The organism is Anabaena subtropica FACHB-260 (assembly GCF_014697105.1).
GTDB classification, from domain to species: Bacteria; Cyanobacteriota; Cyanobacteriia; order Cyanobacteriales; family Nostocaceae; genus Trichormus; species Trichormus subtropicus.
In genome coordinates, this window is record NZ_JACJRF010000022.1 from 32,882 (window position 1) to 51,797 (window position 18,916).

An 18,916-nucleotide genomic window follows, 5' to 3' on the forward strand; every position below is an offset into this window, starting at 1 on the left:
TTCACCTTCAGGATGACTTAATCCCATGCCCATGCTAGATAAAAAATGCGATCGCTAACAACTTTCACAACACAAGTTTGGAAAAGGGAGTGAGGGAAAGACGTTTTTATCTGTGGTTGTGGGTTTTTCCGGTGATTGACTGACTGGAAAATATTTTGTGCCTTATTGGTAAGAAATATTGAACCACAGGGAACAGAGAGAAGACACATAGAGAAAAATGGTTTTTTTATCACAGTTACTTAGCAAATCATAGCCGCTATTTAGTCTCTGGAGAGGTTGCTAGTAAAGTTTTTTCGATATCTCCAAAATAATAGTTTTATTACCTACTACCTATGACATATATATTTTGATATAGAAAATTTGACTAGGGAACACCAAAAAATAAATTATTCCAAATTGGCGGTTAGTAGGTAGGGTGCGTCAGTATGAAGATTTTCTTGGTACAGCTAGGTTTTTTGGCACTGACGCACCTTACATTTTGGGTATTTTTTTATCTGGAAGTCCCCTATAGGATTCATCCTTGGGGAACACCAAAAAATAAATTATTCCAAATTGGCGGTTAGTAGGTAGGGTGCGTCAGTATGAAGATTTTCTTGGTACAGCTAGGTTTTTTGGCACTGACGCACCCTACATTTTGGGTATTTTTTTATCTGGAAGTCCCTAACTGCCTACTATTAAGCGATGTGTAACACTTTTCGTAATAGTGCTTGGTCTTCTAACTTCGCTTTTAATCGACCATTTTCGATATCTCGAATCCAACTTTGGCTTTTACCTGTAAGCTTTGCCAATTCACGTTGGGAGAGATTTAATGTTTTTCGAGCTTGCAAAATTTGCTCACCGACTAAATCACCTGCGGGTTTCAATTTTTGTCTAGTCTTCGCTGTTCGCCGTTGTTTTTTCTCGGATTCAGCGATTTGTCTTTCCCATTCTGGCGGCAATTCAAAGGATAAAATCCGCGCATTCATCAATAGATTCCATTTGCCACGAGGGCCGCTATCTGTGAGGCGGGTTTCACCACCAGCATCATTAATCCAAAACTCTAATGCTTCATCGGGATCTTCGGGAATATCTATCAATTTAGCCCATAAGGGTTGAATTGCTAGAGGATAGGTAATGGGGTCGAAAATAGGTTTAACGCCTAGATTATTGAGCATTTCTAAATCGTTTTCAAATGTTCGCAGTAGACGTTTGCGTTCTTCTCGATGTCTAGCGGCAAGAGAAACTTTTTCTTGACCATAAGCAATGCGTAGTAAGGTAGGAACGGTGATGCGTTGTTCCTTACCCATTTTGGTTTTAAATAATAACCACAGCATTAGTCTGACGGCTCCTTCATGTTGCTGCCAGATACTCATGACTGTAGTTAACACGGTCTTCGGTAGGCTACCATATTGATAGAATGCGCGTCTTTCTTTGCATCCTTGTTTGTTTAAGAAATACTGACTCCATATCCCGGCTTTGACTTTAAAAGTTAGCCCAATGAGATATTTACAACCCAAATCATCTTCTTGAAAGTGGTGCTGAATACTTACTAAGTGCCACAAGCGGCTATTGGTGACTGAAAACCCCTTAACTTGTCCTTGCTGGGGCCAGTCCATAGATATCATAAGTGAGCAGGCTTGTTGCACCAGATTTTTCATTAAGGCTAGTTTGGCAGCTTTACTCAGGTCTTTGCGTTTCTCTAAGCCTAAATATTTTTCTAGCTGTCGTTCGTCGATAGCAAACTCTTGCTCCCAAGGTTTATCTAAGACTGTAGCGTGGGCAGCTAGAATTAAATGGATACAAGCGGCTCTAATATCAAAAGCCTCAATGGCTACCAAATCTTTAGCCTTTTCATTGACTTGGAACGGGTCTTGGATGTGAAAAGCAATTCTACCTCGTCCTTGATTGACTAGTCGGCTGTAGCAGAGATAGCCTGCTTCGTCTGTTTCCCAATTCAGGGATGTACGTTGCGCTAGTACGTTGCAGGCTTCCCAAATTGCGATCGCCGATGCAAATGGGTTATTCTTCCCATTAGAAAATAAGTCTGGGCTGGTAGCATCTCGCGGTTCTACTTTACATCTCCCCTTCTTCGCTTGCCACGGTATAGGAGACTTGGTTGGACAAGCTATTACACACTGGGGTTCAGGATAATAGCCCTCACAATTATTACAAAGAAAAGGATCTATCCAATATTCATCATCTTCTAGTTTGATCGCACCCGTAGGACATTGGGGACGGCAGTTGTCACATCCAACGCAACTGTTGTTAGGAATTGTATAAGGCATATAACTTTCTTCCCACCCTAATCGTTGAGATGTTTGGCTCAAGTCTCCCCCTGGATGTGTCCTATTGATTAATAACTAACTACTCAATTAGCTATTCAGCAAGAATACTTAATTCTTGCTGAAATAACTACTCACATCCATCTTGAGATTTTGCATCCATTTGGAAGCTATGTCAGACTTTGAACTAGAGCCTAAAATTACTTCTTCATTCAATAAACATTTCATAGCTAGTTTTATAAATTTGTTCATAGTGAGCCTACAAATAGTTCTTAAGAATTTAAAAAATGCTTTGTTCACAAAGAGTTTTATTTGACCTTAAATCCTTAACCAAATTATTTTTGGTGAACATTTACATTTATAAGAATCGTAATTAATTAACATTATTAATAATTCCATGTTTAATGCAAATTAATAATCTGCTACAAAAATTACACATTGAGTCATTAACATATCACTAACTTCTTGAAAATGTTGATGATACTGTTGTTTATGAGTAAAACACACAAATGACATCCCATAAGTATTTTTGCTAATTTATTATTAATAATAAAATTTGTCATTTATTTATGAAACATCAATCTAGCTAGTAAATTGTATAAAGTCATGGAATTTTGATTCTTATAAATTAATCGATTAATAACAAAAGAAGTAGATAATCTTAAGTTAAGATAATGATCAAAGCGCAAGGAAATTTATTGGCATAATCGCCAGGAGAAGATACATGGCCGTACTCACAGGATTGACCTTTGGAGGCAACACTTGGACACCTAAATTTGCCCAATCAATTGACAAAGACAAATGTATCGGTTGTGGCAGATGTATTAAAGTATGTGGTTATCCTGTGTTGGATTTGAAAGCACTTAATGAAGAAGGTGAATTTGTGGACGATGAAGAAGATGATGAAATCGAGCGTAAAGTAATGGTAGTTGCTCATCCAGAAAACTGTATTGGATGTCAAGCTTGTGCGCGGATTTGTCCTAAGAATTGCTACAGCCACGCCACTTTAGATAATTAAGGTTTTCACCAAAAGACATGGTTATTTGCAAGGTAAAAAGAGGGGAAACTGGAAGTCACAAATCAAAAGTCAAAAATCAAAAGTCAAAAACTGGAAAAGAAAATAGTTTTTATGATTTTGATGAATGATATATTGATTTTTGTTTTTTTGTTGTACCGAATAATACCGAGAATGGGTAAAAAGTCCACGGTCAACAAATGCGTAAATCACTAATCGTTAAATTTTAGACAAAACATACTTGCTATTAGAAATAATGGTGTCTTTTTGGCGTAACTAGCTTTAAGAGAAGCAAAAGCTACTTTGTCAGATGGCTAAAAATATATTGTTAAGTTTTTGGGGGAAAGATATGAAGATATCTGGAATAATTCCCCCAATTTTTATGGGCGTAAGTTAGAAAGTTAATAAGTGAAATAAAAGGGGCTGGGGATTGGTGACTAGTAAAAAATCAGTGCTATTAGCAGTAGTGGGGCGTTGAGCAGCGTAATGAGTTCCGAGTTGGAAATTTCACTCAATACTCATCACACCCTACGAAAAAGCTTTCAGCGAACAGCACTTAGCACTCATAATTCCCCATATCAATAAGTAAATGAGTAGGTAGTATGCAACAAATTCCTGTTTCACTATGGACTCTAATTGCTGGGATAGTGGTTGGAGTCGCCAGTCTTTGGATTGGTCAAAATCACAATTTACTGCCTATTGAAGCATCACAACAAGCGCCTTTGGTAGACGGATTTTTTAATATTATGTTTACCATTGCCGTGGCGCTGTTTTTGGTAGTAGAAGGCACAATTTTGATTTTCTTGTTCAAGTATCGTCGTCGTCGGGGTGATGATACCGATGGCGTACCAGTGGAAGGTAACGTTCCCCTAGAAATTTTTTGGACGGCAATTCCATCAATAATTGTCATTTGCTTGGGTATTTACAGTGTAGATGTCTATAACCAAATGGGAGGATTGGAGCCTGGAAGTCATCCCCATGCTTCGTCTCATCTGGCTCACTCTTCTGGAACTGCAATGGCTGCCACTCTTGAAGATACCACAACATCTGCGATCGCTCCGGGGATTGGTATTGGTGCAAATCCTACTAATCAAGGTAAGACCGCAGACTTAGTTGTAAATGTCACTGGGATGCAATTTGCTTGGGTATTCGACTATCCGAGTAACGGTGTTTCCGCCGGGGAATTGCACGTTCCCGTTGGTGCTGATGTGCAACTCAATCTCTCAGCACAGGATGTCATTCACTCCTTCTGGGTTCCCCAATTCCGGCTCAAGCAAGACGCAATCCCTGGTATCCCTACGGAATTAAGATTCGTGGCGACCAAACTAGGGACATATCCGGTAGTGTGTGCCGAACTGTGCGGTGGTTATCATGGTTCGATGCGGACACAGGTTATTGTCCACACACCAGAAGAGTTTGATAGCTGGCTAACAGAAAATCAGGTTGCTCAACAGCAAAATCTACATCAGGTTGTTGCAGTTAACCCGGCTAATTTATCAACATCAGAGTTTCTCGCACCCCACACTCAACATTTGGGGATTAGTGCAGCCACTTTAGAGTCATTGGTCAATAGTCAATAGTTATTGATCACTGTGGACTTTGGACTCTTCACAAAACCTTGCAAAATAGCTTATGACACGAGTTGAATTTCCACCACACATTCCGCCGGATGACAATCAGCCGAAAAATTTGGCAATTGGACATGGCTTAAATCTTCCAGCTTGGAAATGGAAGGATTACTTTACTTTCAACGTAGACCACAAGGTAATTGGTATCCAATACCTAGTGACAGCGTTTGTGTTTTATCTGATCGGTGGGTTGATGGCGATCGCTATCCGTACCGAGTTAGCAACACCTGATGCAGACTTCATTGATCCGAATCTGTATAACGCTTTCATGACTAATCACGGAACAATCATGATTTTCCTCTGGATTGTTCCCAGTGCCATCGGTGGGTTTGGTAATTATCTCATACCCTTGATGATTGGGGCGCGGGATATGGCGTTTCCCAAACTGAATGCGATCGCCTTTTGGTTGAACCCACCAGCCGGATTACTTTTGTTACTCAGTTTCATCTTTGGTGGTTCCCAGTCTGGTTGGACTGCTTACCCTCCTTTGAGTTTGGTGACTGCACCAACAGCGCAAACTCTATGGATATTGGCGATTGTTTTGGTAGGGACTTCTTCAATTTTGGGTTCGGTGAACTTCGTCGTCACCATCCTAATGATGAAGGTTCCCAGTATGAAATGGGATCAACTACCTCTATTTTGTTGGGCAATCTTAGCAACTTCTGTACTAGCACTACTCTCTACACCAGTGTTAGCAGCCGGTTTAGTCTTGCTATTGTTTGACCTCAATTTTGGTACTTCCTTCTTCAAACCAGATGCAGGCGGTAACGTCGTTATTTACCAACATTTGTTCTGGTTCTACTCTCACCCGGCAGTATATTTAATGATTCTGCCCATCTTCGGCATTATGTCGGAAGTGATTCCCGTCCATGCACGGAAACCAATTTTTGGTTATAAGGCGATCGCCTATTCTAGTGTAGCCATCTGTGTTGTCGGTTTGTTCGTCTGGGTTCACCATATGTTTACCAGTGGTACACCAGGCTGGATGCGGATGTTCTTCACTATCTCCACTTTGATTGTGGCTGTGCCGACGGGAGTGAAAATTTTCGGTTGGGTGGCGACTTTGTGGGGTGGTAAGATTCGCTTTACTAGCGCTATGCTGTTCGCTGTTGGTCTGTTATCCATGTTTGTCATGGGTGGCTTGAGTGGCGTAACGATGGGTACAGCGCCTTTTGATGTTCACGTCCACGATACCTATTATGTGGTGGCACACTTCCACTATGTATTGTTTGGTGGTTCTGTGTTTGGGATTTATGCCGGGATTTATCACTGGTTCCCCAAAATGACAGGGCGGAAGTTGAGTGAAGGTTGGGGAAGGATACATTTTGCCCTGACCTTAGTTGGGACTAACTTGACTTTCTTACCTATGCACAAGTTGGGGTTACAAGGTATGCCTCGACGGGTAGCGATGTATGATCCCCAATTTGTTGATTTGAATCAGCTTTGTACTATCGGGGCGTTTATTTTGGGATTATCCGTGGTTCCTTTTGCGATCAATGTTATTTGGAGTTGGAGCAAGGGTGAAGTGGCTGGTGATAATCCTTGGGATGCTTTGAGTCTGGAATGGACTACTAGTTCGCCTCCTTTGGTAGAAAATTGGGAGGTTTTGCCTGTGGTGACTCATGGGCCTTACGACTATGGTCATAGTTTGGAAGCCGCACCGGAAGTAAGTGTATAAACCTAACCCCCTTGTAAGGAGGGAGGAGCAGGGGAAGCAGGGGAAGCAGGGGAAGAAAGAGGGTTATTTTCAGAATTTTCCCCTGCTCCCTTTCCCCCTACATCTTCCGGTCAAGAACTGAGAAATTGATGGAGAAGTAAATATGACTGTTGTGACGGCGCATGAGGATCATGAGGCGCATCCAGATTTACGGGTTTGGGGGTTGTTGACTTTCCTCTTTTCTGAATCTTTGATGTTTGGTGGCTTTTTTGCTACTTATCTGTTTTTTAAGGGAACTACAGAGGTGTGGCCGCCTGAGGGGACTGATGTAGAGTTGTTTGTCCCGGCGATTAACACCGCTATTCTGGTGTCTAGTAGTTTTGTCATTCACTTCGGTGATATGGCGATTAAGAAGGGTAATGTTTGGGGAATGCGGTTTTGGTATCTTGTCACCGCGATTATGGGGGCAGCTTTTTTGGCTGGTCAGGTTTATGAGTACCAAAATTTGGGGTACGGTCTGACTACCAATGTGTTCGCTAACTGCTTCTATATCATGACTGGCTTCCACGGACTGCACGTATTTATCGGGCTGTTATTGATTTTAGGTGTGTTGTGGCGATCGCGTCGTTCTGGTCATTATTCCGCAACTAAGCACACCGGCATCGAAATGGCAGAAATTTACTGGCACTTCGTAGATATTATCTGGATTGTTCTGTTCACCTTGGTTTACATTCTCAACATTCTTTAAATACAGGGTAATCGGTAATCGGTAATAGTTTTTCTAATTACCCATTACCAATTTCCTCGGAGGTTATTTTGCACACCAACACTCAAAAATTTTCTTGGTTTCAAGTTCCAGAAGATATCAAAAAGTTATTAATTTTAGCTGCACAAAATTGGGAAAGTACTTCAGAATCAGAGAAATATATTCAAGAAGCTTTAGCTAAAGCTGGAGACAATACTGATGTCTTAGTAGCAGCCTATAGGTTTTTTTACTATAAAAATAATTATTTGCTGGCATTGCAAACAACTTATGAATTATTAGATAAAATTAAAAAATCAGAGAAATTTCCTGATGAATGGGAGCAGCTTAAACCATTGTTAATCAATCGGAGAGAAGAATCCCAAATCAGGCTGTACTTGAATGCCTATGCAGCTGCTGGATTAGTATTAGCTAAATTAGGGGAAATCGAGCCAGCTAAGGAAATCAGCATGAGAGTCAAATCAATTGATGACAAGCATGATTTCGGCGCAGGAATCCTACTGGATGTTTTAACGCGTCCAGCAGAAGAAGATGATTGATTAGTCCATCGTTAACAGTCAATAATCACACATCACCAGCCATGAATATTTTCTCTTTTTTCAGCGCATCTTCTCCTCAAGTTCTATCTACATCTTCTACTAATAACGACCTGTTTCCCTCCACGATTGTTGTTCCTAATTTTCCCCGTGAGCCTCTTCCTAGCATAACTGCTCCCGTGTTTGTGTATCCCAAAATTTCTTAACTTTAGAACTCAAATATCATGCAAGGTAGGGATTGGCTCCTGATGAGAGACGGTCAATATCAAGTGTGTAAAACTGCGAGAAGTTGGGATTTATTACAAGAGAATTATCGTCTTTATCGGTTTTTAACTGAGATAGAAGATGTTCTCAATCAGGTAAGCGATGAATCTACTCGTTTACCAGAAATCCGAATGCTCGTCAGACGCTTGATTGTTAATTCATACTGGGTGCGAAGTCAGTATTTAGAGCCTTCCCCAACAACAGGAACCTCTGTTCTACTCCTATATGATGAATTAGGTTTTCCGTTGACTGTGCAAACAGTCACGTTTGCACCAGGAACCCTATCCACTATTCACAATCATGGAACCTGGGGAGTTGTGGCGGTATTAAAAGGACAAGAAAAAAATACTGTTTGGCGACGCACAAAAACCCCAGATTTTCAAGACAAAATTGAACCAACGGGAGAAATTACGCTATCCCCTGGGGACATTATGAGCTTCACTCCCGATGCAATTCACAGTGTCCAATCAATAGGTGATGAACCAACTGTCACCTTCAATATTTATGGTGAAACTGACCCCAAACAAAGATTTGAGTTTGATTCAGTCACCCATAGAGCCAAGAAGTTTTAAGGAAACAGGGGGTAGAAGGTAGGGAGCAGGGAGCAAGAAGAAAACCAAGATTTCTCTCCCACTCCCTCATCTCCTCCCACTCCCCAATTACTAGGAGATAATTCAATGGCTAGAGTAATTTTCTATGAAAAACCTGGTTGTAAAGGTGGTACTCGCCAGAAGGTTTTATTAACTGCGGCTGGTCATGAAGTAGTCACTTACAACCTATTAACAGAACCTTGGACAGTGGAACGTCTGCGTTCGTTTTTTGGCGATCGCCCCATCACCGAATGGTTTAATCGTTCCGCGCCACAAATCAAGTCTGGGGAAGTGGTTCCCGAACAACTGGACGAACAAACCGCCTTATTTTTAATGCTGAGAGAACCTCTATTAATCCGTCGCCCTTTGCTGCAAGTAGGCGATCGCCGTGAGGTCGGTTTTGATGTGGAAACCCTCGAAACTTGGATTGGTTTAAAACCTGTAGACGAATCCTTCCGCGAAATGAGCGAAAACCTCATGAGCCAGAATTTACAAGGCTGCGCCCACGGTAATGGTCATAGTCATGACCATCACCACGATCATCAAGGTGGTTGCAACCATCACGGTCAACAAGAACACCACAGATAAGGGTGTAATCATTAAACATTGACCGAATTGACTTAGAGACGTAGCATTGCTACGTCTCTAGCAAGTATTTTGGGTAACTACCGCACACCAGCAGTTTCATTCGTCAACTCTTGAAACAAAGGCGTACTTAAATAACGTTCACCGAAGGAAGGTTGAATCATCACAATTAACTTACCAGCATTTTCTGGACGTTTCCCTACTTGCAAAGCTGCACACAAAGCAGCGCCAGAGGAGATACCAGATAATAAACCTTCTTCTCTAGCTAAACGCCGTCCATAGGTCATGGCTTGGTCGTCACTGACTCTGATGACTTCATCGACCAATTCCAGACGCAGGACATCGGGGACAAAGCCTGCACCAATACCTTGGATTTTGTGCGGCCCGGCTTGTCCACCAGAGAGGATGGGGCTATTGCTGGGTTCAACTGCGATCGCCTGAAAACTGGGTTTGCGTTGCTTTAGTACCTCTGCAATACCAGTAATCGTTCCTCCAGTACCCACCCCAGCAATCACCATATCGACTTCGCCATCGGTATCATGCCAAATTTCCTCGGCGGTAGTTTCTCGGTGAATTTTGGGGTTGGCTGGATTGCAAAACTGTTGTAGCATATAAGCATCAGGGGTACTCGCCACAATTTCTTCCGCTTTGCGAATGGCTCCCCGCATACCTTCTGTACCTGGTGTCAACTCTAAAGTTGCGCCATAAGCTCTGAGCATAGCCCGTCTTTCTTGGCTCATAGTTTCTGGCATAGTCAAAACTAAGCGGTAGCCACGGGCTGCGGCTACCATTGCCAAAGCAATTCCCGTATTACCAGAAGTGGCTTCTACTAAAGTAGTTTTTCCTGGTGTAATTAAACCCTCAACTTCTGCTGAGGTGATCATACTCACCCCAATTCGGTCTTTTACAGAAGAGGCTGGATTCATTCCTTCTAGTTTGACAACGATCCTGGCAACTACTCCTTCTGCTTGCGGAATTTTATTGAGCTTCACTAAAGGAGTGCTTCCAATAAGTTCTGTTACATCATTAGCAATACGCATTAATTTACTCCTAAAATTTTCAATCTATAGTCAAATGTTTACTTATATCAATCAGCTTATAACAATTAGCTTGGATGTATTTAATTTACTAATAAATTTGCGTGAAACTATAGGTATATACTCTTACTAAAGCACATAATTGATGAACAAAGAAAGCAAATTAGTAACATTTACTAAGAGATTTTATTTTTCAATACCTTTTGTCACTGCGAATACATTTCACATTAAAAAGTGTTAACTATTTCTTTGTATTGGAACTCTGTTTTTGTGGCTATCGTCCATTAACAAATAATTGCATAAATTACTTTGTGTCTAAACAAACTTTTTAACCTTGTTTTCAACATTTTATAGCCAGACGCGACAAGTATTGTTCCTGACGAAGATATAAGAATTCATCTTCTCTCCTTTCTAGCTACTGTTTCCCAATCAGTCTGAAAACCTAAACTTATTCACCAATATTTAATGGTTTTTTAGAGATTCTTTGTATATACTCGCCAATAAATATATTTTGTTTGAGTACAAGTTTCCAGCATAAATCACTCAAACACAAACTTGCTTTTATCAGCAGCCTAGTTAGCTTTGAGCTTGATTTGAGAAATGCCAGAACCCTGGTCAATTAATGCTAGTACCCCATCTCAAAAATACTAGTACCCCTACCCCAAATAATTTTTGTAATCTTTATGGAGTCTGGGTTTGACGATTTGAGTACAAATATAATAAATTTAATAATCTTGATCCGACTCAACTAAACTGTGAGTAAGAAGGTCGGCTGATATAAAACTAATAGGATTTACGCAGAGATTCCCCTCTACCCCCCGAAATTCAATGGGTTAAACCAAAGAACAAGGGGGGACTTCTTAATCATTAAACAGTTATCAATGAACAGTAATCAGTAAATAATTTTGATAATTAATAACTTAGGTGATTTATTGCCAGTATATTTTTTAGCCAAAATATATCTTGTTTTTTTATTATTCTAATTTCTAAATTATGACACATTTTTTTCTGGGTGTTAGCTATCTAGCTAGACCATAAAGCTTAACTGAGAACGAGAGTATGAAAGTTTGTCACCCTACTCCTCATGTCCCATTTCCTAATTTCTTTGCCCAACTAGGAGAGCAAAGATGAAATTCAAACTCTTCAATGTTCTCACAGTTTGTCTAGTTACTTTAGCGGTGTTATCTCCAGGGCTAGTAGTATTCAGTGTAGTTTGGGTTAAGCATATAGAGTTCGTTAAAACACAGAAATTAGCTTTGGAAGTAAATAAGATTAATCCAGCAAATACAACTCTGTCTACCATAATTACAACTCAAAAGTTAGAGCAACCTCAAGTTAGCACCCAATTTTCTGATCGAAATATCGTGAATCAACTGCTGACTGCTGAACATTATAAGCTTGCTGTTTTTTTGCAATGGTTCTTTTTGCTAACCCCTGTGTTTATTGGGTTAAGCATTATTGTTTATGACAGGTATCTTGTTTATCGTGCTGCTGTTTTAAGAGAACAAATTGAAATGTTAGAAAGGCTTTGGCAACAAAGTATTGAACAATAAATATTTTGTCAGTAGTCAGTAGCATTTGCGTAGTGTGTCTCCTTGGAACAAGATTTGTCTTGATAAACAAATAACAACTCCACAATTTTGTAAAAAAAAAACAAATTCACCATGACTGAAGCAACACAAGAACGCCAAACTTCATACTTTAATCTCATTGATGAGTTATTACAATGTCCTAATGGTCAAGAGCCAGAAATTTTAGAAGCTAAAGCAGAATTAATTGATGCTGGTTTTGTGGAAACTATTGTACAAGTAGCAACTGCATTTGCACATCAAGGTAATCAAGATGGGGCGCAGTTTTTATTTTTTTTAGCTCGTGAATTAGCAAAGAGTTTGGGATTGTATCCTGATTTTCAACAATCTGAAGGTGCAAATGAGGGGTAATAATGCTACTAACTGCAACTGATGCTGGACACATAGCGTTAGAGTTTCTCTTGGCAGATTGGAATATTGTAGATGATTACAGAGATTGGTTTACTATCTTTAATTCTCGCCTCACAGGTCAGAATTGGTACATTGTGGAGTTAGGCGTAGAAGGATTTCCCGATAGATGGTATATCCAAGTTTACGACACAGCAGAATGTGACCCTAATTACACTTTTGTTTCCCCTATTCGTGGTTCGGAAGGATTTGCCGATTTGAGTCATTTGCCAGAAATTGTAGCTGAAGTATTAGTTGCAGAGCGTAAGTCTAGGTAAAATAATAGGAAATAATTTTACTTTCTGAGTTACAAGAACCTTGACTTCTTAAATAAGTCAGGGTTCTAAATTTTTAGATGATTATATAGAATTCATGCTTGACTTTTCAAATACATATAATAGAGTAGTTATTGTCCACAAGAAACATTAGATAGCGGGCAATACAAAATACTAAATTTACTGGAATTTTTAGTGTAAATATAAGCTACATACAGAATCATTAAATTAAATTTATATCAATATAAATCCATGAAAAATATCAGTGGTAAAAATACAGAATCATTTCTTATTTTTATACATTAATTCTGCTTTTAGTATGAATAAATTGACTCAATTGTCAATATTAAATGACAAAAATATGTTATATTAGTTAGCGTGATGTACGCTACAAAAATATCAGTTGCAATGATTGCGGAAGATATCCTAGCTAAAGAATTCACAAGAGTCGTCAGTCACTACTACCCAAAAGTTGGGGAATTATTAGACGGGTGTCATGTGAAAGTCATCACCTGTTTCTGGGGACGACCTGCTAGACGCTTGCAATATATAGGAATTTATTGTTCTAGTGAAATGCTTCCTTATGTGCAAGCTCAAAAAGACATACTCCGAGAAGTGGCTGAAAATATGGGTCTAGTGCAAGTAGTCTGTATGAATGCTAAACGATTATTGCGAGATCCTAAGTCGAAGTTGAAAGATAACGACCCACGCCTATGGCTGGAGTTGCAGATGGTAGCAAAGTAGAGTAGGAATCGCTAGCAAATAATGAAAACTGGACTGTTCTGCAATTACGAAAATCATCACCAAGACTCACGACGCGCTATTTTTGAACAAGTGGCGCTAGTGCGACAGGCGGAAAAGTTGGGTTTTGAAGAAGCCTGGGTAACGGAGCATCATTTTAATGAAGTAAATCTCAGCTCGTCAATATTGCTGTTGATGGCACATTTAGCTGGTGTCACCTCAACTATCAAATTAGGTACGGCGGCGGTGTTATTACCATTCCATAACCCGATTAGGGTGGCGGAAGATATTGCTACTTTAGATAATTTGTGCAATGGACGATTATTATTTGGTGTGGCGAAAGGGGGGCCATTTCCCCAACATAACAAGCATTTTGCTACACCAATGGGCGAATCTCGCGCCATGATGCTAGAGGCGTTGGCATTGATTCAAAAGCTTTTATATGAAACTGATGTATCATTTAACGGAGAATATTATCAATGCGATCGCCTGACAGTTTACCCTAAACCTTTACAAAGAGAAATTCCCGTTTATCTAGCCACTGGTGATGATGCAGGTATCGAATTTGCGGCGAACAATTCCTTTGCTTTGATGGGAGGCCCACCGTTTGCTCTGGAGAGATTAAAAAAAACGGTGGACACCTATCGAGCCTTAAATTCTAGTGGTGGGGAAAAATTTGTTTTAGCACGCTTCTTTTATGTGGGCAAAACATACCATGAAGCAGTGAATGAGGCTTTACCTTTCATTAGGTATTTTAGCCAAAAAATGCAGGCTAATTCGTCCCAAGTAATGCAGAATAGTTCTAGCGGTCATCAGCCATTTGACCGCACCAATATTTGTTTTGATGAAGACTACTTGATTGAAAATTCCATCATTGGTGATGTTGCTACTTGTCGGGACAAAATCAAGAAATTTCAAGACGAATTGGATCTAGGTACATTAGCGCTCAAACCCTCATCTTTTTCTCTGCAAAGAAATCAGGAAAGTTTGCAGCGCTACAACCAAGAGGTACAAAATTATGTCTAAGTTGAATCTGCTTCCACCTGATGATTTACCACCAAAGATGGTGACCAAAGAGGATGGAATGCTGCATCTGGAACTAGAACAATCTATTGGCAGATGCTTTTATCAGGCGTGCGATCGCATTACCCAAGCATTGCTAAATAATTGCCAGTGGTATCTTACCAAAAAAGACACCATCATCACGCTCATAGTTGACTGTCCAGATATTGTCTCTTACTGGCATATAGTCAGCAATATTCCCCAATTAGGGAACCGCCTAGAAAGGTTTACCAAAAATGCCAAAATCCGCGTTTACCCCCCTTTTGGTAAAGGTGGGCCGTTAGAAATCAGTGTGAATGAAATTTCCGCCTATCGAGATTGGCTGTAGAGTTTTACAACAATTCGATTCATCTCCCCAGTTTTCTAGAAAAAACTGGGTTTTTTGTTTTTACTTTATTTCATTAATTAATTTCGTTTTTTTACCAATGCTGAATTCACTAATTTTTAGTATTTTCAACCATTTTATCAACTTTTAAAACACGCCCTAGTTCCCCCTTTTTTCATTAAGTTTCAACTGCTCCCAATGCCAGCAGCGCTAACCTCTGGGCAATTGTGATCCCAGTGACGTTGGTAATGTTCGTACCTTTGTAGGGTTTATCGGGATGCAAGGTTTTCACACATTGTCCGGTTTGAGCATCCCAAATTTTAATTGTGCCATTGTGACTACCACTGGCAAATATATAACCTTTTACTTGCTCTGTATTCTGCTGGCTCAAGGCGATTGATGACCGGACTGTATGAGTGAGGACGGGTAAAGTTTTGCGGCAAGTGCCTGTGTTGATGTTCCAGAGTTTCACGGTTTGATCTAAGCTGTTACTTACTAGCATCTCGCCATCTGGACTAAAGGCAACAGACCATACACTGTTGTCGTGTCCTTGTAAGGTTTTTAGGCATTCTCCTGTGCTGACTGACCATAAACGGATGGTTTGGTCACTACTACCACTGCTGAGAATCTCACCATCTGGACTAAAAGCAACGGACTGGACTTTACTAGTATGACCGTGGAAGATGTTGAGACATTCTCCTGTACTAATCGACCACAAACGAATTGTTTGGTCTTCGCTGCTACTAGCCAGAATTTTCCCATCTAGACTGAAGGCGACAGCCCAAATCCAACTGGTATGACCGTGGAAGATATTTAGACATTCTCCTGTACTGACTGACCACAAGCGGATAGTTTGGTCATCTCCGCTACTGGCGAGAATTTCCCCATCTGGGCTAAAGGTGACAGATTCTACCCAATTACGATGACCTAGCAAGGTTTTGAGACATTTTCCTGTACTGACTGACCACAAGCGTACAGATTGATCAACACTACTGCTGGCTAACAGATGGCCTTGGGGATGAAAAGCAACGGACGTTACCCAACCACTGTGTCCAATAAAGGTTTTGCTGCAACTACTTGTTTTGAGATCCCAAAGTCTCACTGTTTGGTCTGTACTACCACTAGCTAAGGTGTCACCTTGAGGACTGAAGACTACGAAAAACACTGAGTTGGTGTATCCCTTTAAGGTTTTGAGACATCGGCCTGTATGAGAATGCCAAAATCTGACGGTTTGGTCTGTACTACCACTTGCTAGGGTTTGACCGTCTGCATTGTAGGTAACGGAGAAAACTGAATTGCTATGTCCTCGTAATGTGTTGAGACATTGCCCAGTCCTCACAGACCAAAGCTTTACTGTTTGGTCATCACTGCCACTGACAAGGGTTTGAGCATCGGGACTGAAGGAGACAGAACGCACGCGATCGCTATGTTCATCTAAGATATTTAGGCAGTTACCATTATGGATATCCCACAAGCGGATAGTGCGATCGGCACTACCACTAGCTAGGGTATGATCGCCACTAAAGGCTACAGACCACACCCGGTCTGTGTGACCGTAGCAGACATGATGACACTCTCCTGTATTCATATCCCAAAGTTGGATTGTCCCATCGTCACGACCACTTGCTAAGGTTTGACCATCGGCACTAAAGGCAACTGAAAGGATTGATCCTGTTTGTCCTGAGAGAATTTGGCGACATTCCCCAGTGCTAATATCCCAAAGTCTCACGTTGGCTTCATCACTACCACTAGCAAGGGTCTGACCATCCGCACTAAACGCCACAGACCAGATGGAACTGGTGTGACCTTGTAAAATTTTCTGACACTCACCCGTATTTACAGACCACAGACGGATGGTTTTGTCACTGCTACAACTAGCTAAGGTTTGACCATCTGGACTGAAAGCAACTGACCAAACCCAGCCAATATGACCTGTAAAATTGAGTAGTGGTTGTCCGGTTGCTACTTGCCAAAGACGTAATACACCCTCAGCGTCTCCCGTGGCTAACAGGGTTCCATCTGGGCTAAATGCTATACCGAAAACAATACCTAATGTTTCTGCAAATATGGAATGTCCTAAATCAGCATGAGCAAAATTGATATTGTGCAGATTTACTCGTTGTAAGTAAGCTTGCCAAATTGTCAGATGGGAAAAGTCATAATTTTGCAAACACGTTTGTCTTTGACAGAGTAAATTGAGAACATTGCCCCCAGCATATCCAGTTTCCAGTGATGTTTTACCTCGCAGTTTTGTCAAAAGACCAATTAAAAAGTCTTCAATGGTAATTTGCCCTGGTAATTGGTTGAGTAGACGGGCGATCGCTGGTTGCAGTAAAAAACGTATTTGAGTTTCGCGGATATAGTCTTTGGACTGGGCTTTTAACAAAGCATGGGTTTGGAATAGGTGGTGTTTGGGGGGCGAAACTGGCGTTAAATCTGAGCAGAGTTCTTGACAAATTTGTTCTAGCAATTGCTCGGTGACATACTCCATCACCACAGGTAGGAGTGAGAACTGGGCAGCACTTTTTTCAATGAGCGATCGCTGCTCTAAAGATTCGAGAATTTCAATGAGTTTGGGGACAGATATGGCAGGAAAAATATCAGCTAGTAATTCCCGAAATGTCGCAGCTTCCCGATAAATTGCCAACCAATATATAACTGTTTTTTCTAACTCTGATAGACGGATAAATTGCTGTTCAATTAAATTATAAATATTGCCAAAAACAATAGTACTATGTTGTAAAAAATCAGATATACTACCATCAAATAAGTTTTGAATTGTTGCTGCCACAATTTTTAAAGCCAAAGGATTACCAGAGTAATAGTCAATTAGCTGACTCCATTCGGCTGCTGAACCTTGAAAATTACCTTTTAAGTTTAATAGTTCCTGTCCTTGGGTTTGCTCTAATCCCCGCAGTAGGAGAGAGCGCACAGGTAGGCTGGCTCCTTCCAATATTCCCATTTCTGGAGGCTTTTCTCGACTTGTCAGCACCAAACAACTTTGATGGATAGTCTCGCCTATTTGTTTGAGTAATTCACCATATCCCTCATACCCCACACAGTAAGCCCCAGTGCTACGACGAGTAACTTCGCCCAGGTTGGTTGATGGATGTGGCGTACCACCTTGGAGAATTGTCTCAAAATTATCCAGTACTAATAAACAGCGATGCGATCGCAGATAATACATTAACCGGGAAATTTTCCCCTCTACGGTTTCTGGAATGTCCTGTTCCTGCTTGAGCGAGAGAAACGTCAATAACTCCGTCAAAGTCTCTTGTATGGGGGGTGCATTGCGGAGCGATCGCCAAATCACACACTCAAAATCATTCTGTAAATGTTGCCCTAGCTTGACAGAAATTGAGGTCTTCCCCATCCCTCCCATGCCCAATAATCCAATGAGCCGACATTTTTCTTCAACAATCCATTGCTGCAATTCGGTTAATTCTTGTTGCCTGCCATAGAAAAAACTAACATCAATTGCCTCTCCCCAATCCTGCCTTTTTGTAGCAGTTACTTCATCATTATGTATGGTTATTTCTGGAGTTTGAACAACCACTTCCAACACAGTTTTTTCTGGTTGGGAAACGCGATTTTCTAAATTAAATTGACGTTCAATAGCTGCCCGAAAATTTGTTTTATTAACTTTCTCCCCTAAGACTTCTGAAAGCCGTTTCCACAACTTAGGCCCGACATCATGCTTTAAATAAATCGGAGAATAGCTATATGTTTCCGCGATTTTATCATAACTTTGACGTTGCCAAGACCAAGATTCCCGCAACATAGCTTGTTGCAAATCACTCAAATGCTCGCCAAATTTGTCAAAAAATAAAGTATCAGTAAATACTATGGCTTGTTCTAAATCCATGTCTAATAAATAACAGCTAACAACTAATATAGAATCCTATTTGATTATTGTCGGCGTAGCCTGCGCTTAAAAATTTAAGTATCTGTAGGGTGGGCATTGCCCACCAAAACCATGATACGGTGAGAATTGCCCACCCTACCTACGTCTATTCAACATTTTCGCGTAGCGTCCCGCAGGGAAGAAAGCCAGACATAACAAGACAGCAAGTTAAAAACTATTGACTTTGACTATTGACTCAATGAGAATACAAATTAAGTAATTACTATCATAGGTGATGCTTAATGGGATACCAATTCCTTTGACAAATTATTACAGTATTTATACTAAATGGGTTAA

The 18,916-nt window shown here is 40.6% G+C and carries 16 protein-coding genes; 13 read left to right on the top strand and 3 right to left on the bottom strand.

Annotation, left to right across the window (positions count from 1 at the left end; genetic code table 11):
* Positions 1-674 precede the first annotated feature (674 nt).
* Positions 675-2,264, bottom strand: coding sequence for a helix-turn-helix domain-containing protein (locus H6G18_RS13980; RefSeq protein WP_190407747.1), 1,590 nt, complete (start codon positions 2,262-2,264; stop codon positions 675-677).
* 721 nt (positions 2,265-2,985) lie between these two features.
* Between H6G18_RS13980 and fdxB the strand changes: the two genes are divergently transcribed.
* The 7 genes from fdxB (at position 2,986) to H6G18_RS14015 (ending at position 9,302) form a co-directional block, all read left to right on the top strand.
* Positions 2,986-3,279, top strand: coding sequence for a ferredoxin III, nif-specific (gene fdxB, locus H6G18_RS13985; RefSeq protein WP_190407706.1), 294 nt, complete (start codon positions 2,986-2,988; stop codon positions 3,277-3,279).
* A gap of 599 nt (positions 3,280-3,878) precedes the next feature.
* Positions 3,879-4,856: a cytochrome c oxidase subunit II gene (locus H6G18_RS13990; RefSeq protein ID WP_190407707.1), complete on the top strand. Its 978-nt coding sequence runs from the start codon at positions 3,879-3,881 to the stop codon at positions 4,854-4,856.
* 52 nt (positions 4,857-4,908) lie between these two features.
* Positions 4,909-6,582, top strand: coding sequence for a cytochrome c oxidase subunit I (ctaD, locus tag H6G18_RS13995; protein WP_190407708.1), 1,674 nt, complete (start codon positions 4,909-4,911; stop codon positions 6,580-6,582).
* 142 nt (positions 6,583-6,724) lie between these two features.
* Positions 6,725-7,309 (top strand): cytochrome c oxidase subunit 3, encoded by a 585-nt coding sequence (locus tag H6G18_RS14000; RefSeq protein WP_190407709.1) that lies wholly within the window; start codon positions 6,725-6,727, stop codon positions 7,307-7,309.
* A gap of 68 nt (positions 7,310-7,377) precedes the next feature.
* Entirely contained in the window at positions 7,378-7,863 is a 486-nt protein-coding gene (locus H6G18_RS14005; RefSeq protein WP_190407710.1) for a hypothetical protein, read from the top strand.
* A 221-nt stretch (positions 7,864-8,084) separates the two neighbouring features.
* The gene (locus H6G18_RS14010) at positions 8,085-8,696 is read left to right on the top strand and encodes a cysteine dioxygenase family protein (protein WP_190407711.1); all 612 of its coding nucleotides are present in this window, start codon (positions 8,085-8,087) and stop codon (positions 8,694-8,696) included.
* A gap of 105 nt (positions 8,697-8,801) precedes the next feature.
* Positions 8,802-9,302, top strand: coding sequence for an ArsC/Spx/MgsR family protein (locus H6G18_RS14015; protein WP_190407712.1), 501 nt, complete (start codon positions 8,802-8,804; stop codon positions 9,300-9,302).
* 77 nt (positions 9,303-9,379) lie between these two features.
* On the opposite strand, the gene cysK is transcribed toward H6G18_RS14015, so the two are convergent.
* Entirely contained in the window at positions 9,380-10,339 is a 960-nt protein-coding gene (gene cysK, locus H6G18_RS14020; protein ID WP_190407713.1) for a cysteine synthase A, read from the bottom strand.
* 1,124 nt (positions 10,340-11,463) lie between these two features.
* Between cysK and H6G18_RS14025 the strand changes: the two genes are divergently transcribed.
* The 6 genes from H6G18_RS14025 (at position 11,464) to H6G18_RS14050 (ending at position 14,718) form a co-directional block, all read left to right on the top strand.
* Positions 11,464-11,889, top strand: a complete 426-nt coding sequence (locus tag H6G18_RS14025; protein WP_190407714.1) for a hypothetical protein — start codon at positions 11,464-11,466, stop codon at positions 11,887-11,889.
* A gap of 111 nt (positions 11,890-12,000) precedes the next feature.
* Positions 12,001-12,276 carry a hypothetical protein gene (locus tag H6G18_RS14030; RefSeq protein ID WP_190407715.1) on the top strand — a complete coding sequence of 92 codons (276 nt, stop codon included), beginning with the start codon at positions 12,001-12,003 and terminating at the stop codon, positions 12,274-12,276.
* Between the two features lie 2 nt (positions 12,277-12,278).
* Entirely contained in the window at positions 12,279-12,590 is a 312-nt protein-coding gene (locus tag H6G18_RS14035) for a hypothetical protein (protein WP_190407716.1), read from the top strand.
* Between the two features lie 378 nt (positions 12,591-12,968).
* Positions 12,969-13,331 (top strand): hypothetical protein, encoded by a 363-nt coding sequence (locus H6G18_RS14040; protein ID WP_190407717.1) that lies wholly within the window; start codon positions 12,969-12,971, stop codon positions 13,329-13,331.
* Between the two features lie 21 nt (positions 13,332-13,352).
* Entirely contained in the window at positions 13,353-14,354 is a 1,002-nt protein-coding gene (locus H6G18_RS14045; RefSeq protein ID WP_190407718.1) for an LLM class flavin-dependent oxidoreductase, read from the top strand.
* Positions 14,347-14,718, top strand: a complete 372-nt coding sequence (locus H6G18_RS14050) for a hypothetical protein (RefSeq protein WP_190407719.1) — start codon at positions 14,347-14,349, stop codon at positions 14,716-14,718. Before H6G18_RS14045 ends, H6G18_RS14050 begins: the two co-directional genes overlap by 8 nt.
* A gap of 175 nt (positions 14,719-14,893) precedes the next feature.
* Here the strand turns inward: H6G18_RS14050 and H6G18_RS14055 are convergent, their stop codons facing one another.
* Positions 14,894-18,580, bottom strand: coding sequence for a WD40 repeat domain-containing protein (locus H6G18_RS14055; protein WP_190407720.1), 3,687 nt, complete (start codon positions 18,578-18,580; stop codon positions 14,894-14,896).
* Between the last annotated feature and the right edge of the window lie 336 nt (positions 18,581-18,916).

Bases quoted from the DNA above. Each gene is read 5' to 3' on its own strand.
- H6G18_RS14030 (WP_190407715.1), top strand. From the start codon at position 12,001: ATGACTGAAGCAACACAAGAACGCCAAACTTCATACTTTAATCTCATT.
- fdxB (WP_190407706.1), top strand. From the start codon at position 2,986: ATGGCCGTACTCACAGGATTGACCTTTGGAGGCAACACTTGGACACCT.
- H6G18_RS14055 (WP_190407720.1), bottom strand. From the start codon at position 18,580: ATGGATTTAGAACAAGCCATAGTATTTACTGATACTTTATTTTTTGAC.
- H6G18_RS13980 (WP_190407747.1), bottom strand. From the start codon at position 2,264: ATGCCTTATACAATTCCTAACAACAGTTGCGTTGGATGTGACAACTGC.
- H6G18_RS13990 (WP_190407707.1), top strand. From the start codon at position 3,879: ATGCAACAAATTCCTGTTTCACTATGGACTCTAATTGCTGGGATAGTG.
- cysK (WP_190407713.1), bottom strand. From the start codon at position 10,339: ATGCGTATTGCTAATGATGTAACAGAACTTATTGGAAGCACTCCTTTA.
- H6G18_RS14040 (WP_190407717.1), top strand. From the start codon at position 12,969: ATGTACGCTACAAAAATATCAGTTGCAATGATTGCGGAAGATATCCTA.
- H6G18_RS14050 (WP_190407719.1), top strand. From the start codon at position 14,347: ATGTCTAAGTTGAATCTGCTTCCACCTGATGATTTACCACCAAAGATG.
- H6G18_RS14035 (WP_190407716.1), top strand. From the start codon at position 12,279: ATGCTACTAACTGCAACTGATGCTGGACACATAGCGTTAGAGTTTCTC.
- H6G18_RS14000 (WP_190407709.1), top strand. From the start codon at position 6,725: ATGACTGTTGTGACGGCGCATGAGGATCATGAGGCGCATCCAGATTTA.
- H6G18_RS14015 (WP_190407712.1), top strand. From the start codon at position 8,802: ATGGCTAGAGTAATTTTCTATGAAAAACCTGGTTGTAAAGGTGGTACT.
- H6G18_RS14025 (WP_190407714.1), top strand. From the start codon at position 11,464: ATGAAATTCAAACTCTTCAATGTTCTCACAGTTTGTCTAGTTACTTTA.
- H6G18_RS14045 (WP_190407718.1), top strand. From the start codon at position 13,353: ATGAAAACTGGACTGTTCTGCAATTACGAAAATCATCACCAAGACTCA.
- H6G18_RS14010 (WP_190407711.1), top strand. From the start codon at position 8,085: ATGCAAGGTAGGGATTGGCTCCTGATGAGAGACGGTCAATATCAAGTG.
- ctaD (WP_190407708.1), top strand. From the start codon at position 4,909: ATGACACGAGTTGAATTTCCACCACACATTCCGCCGGATGACAATCAG.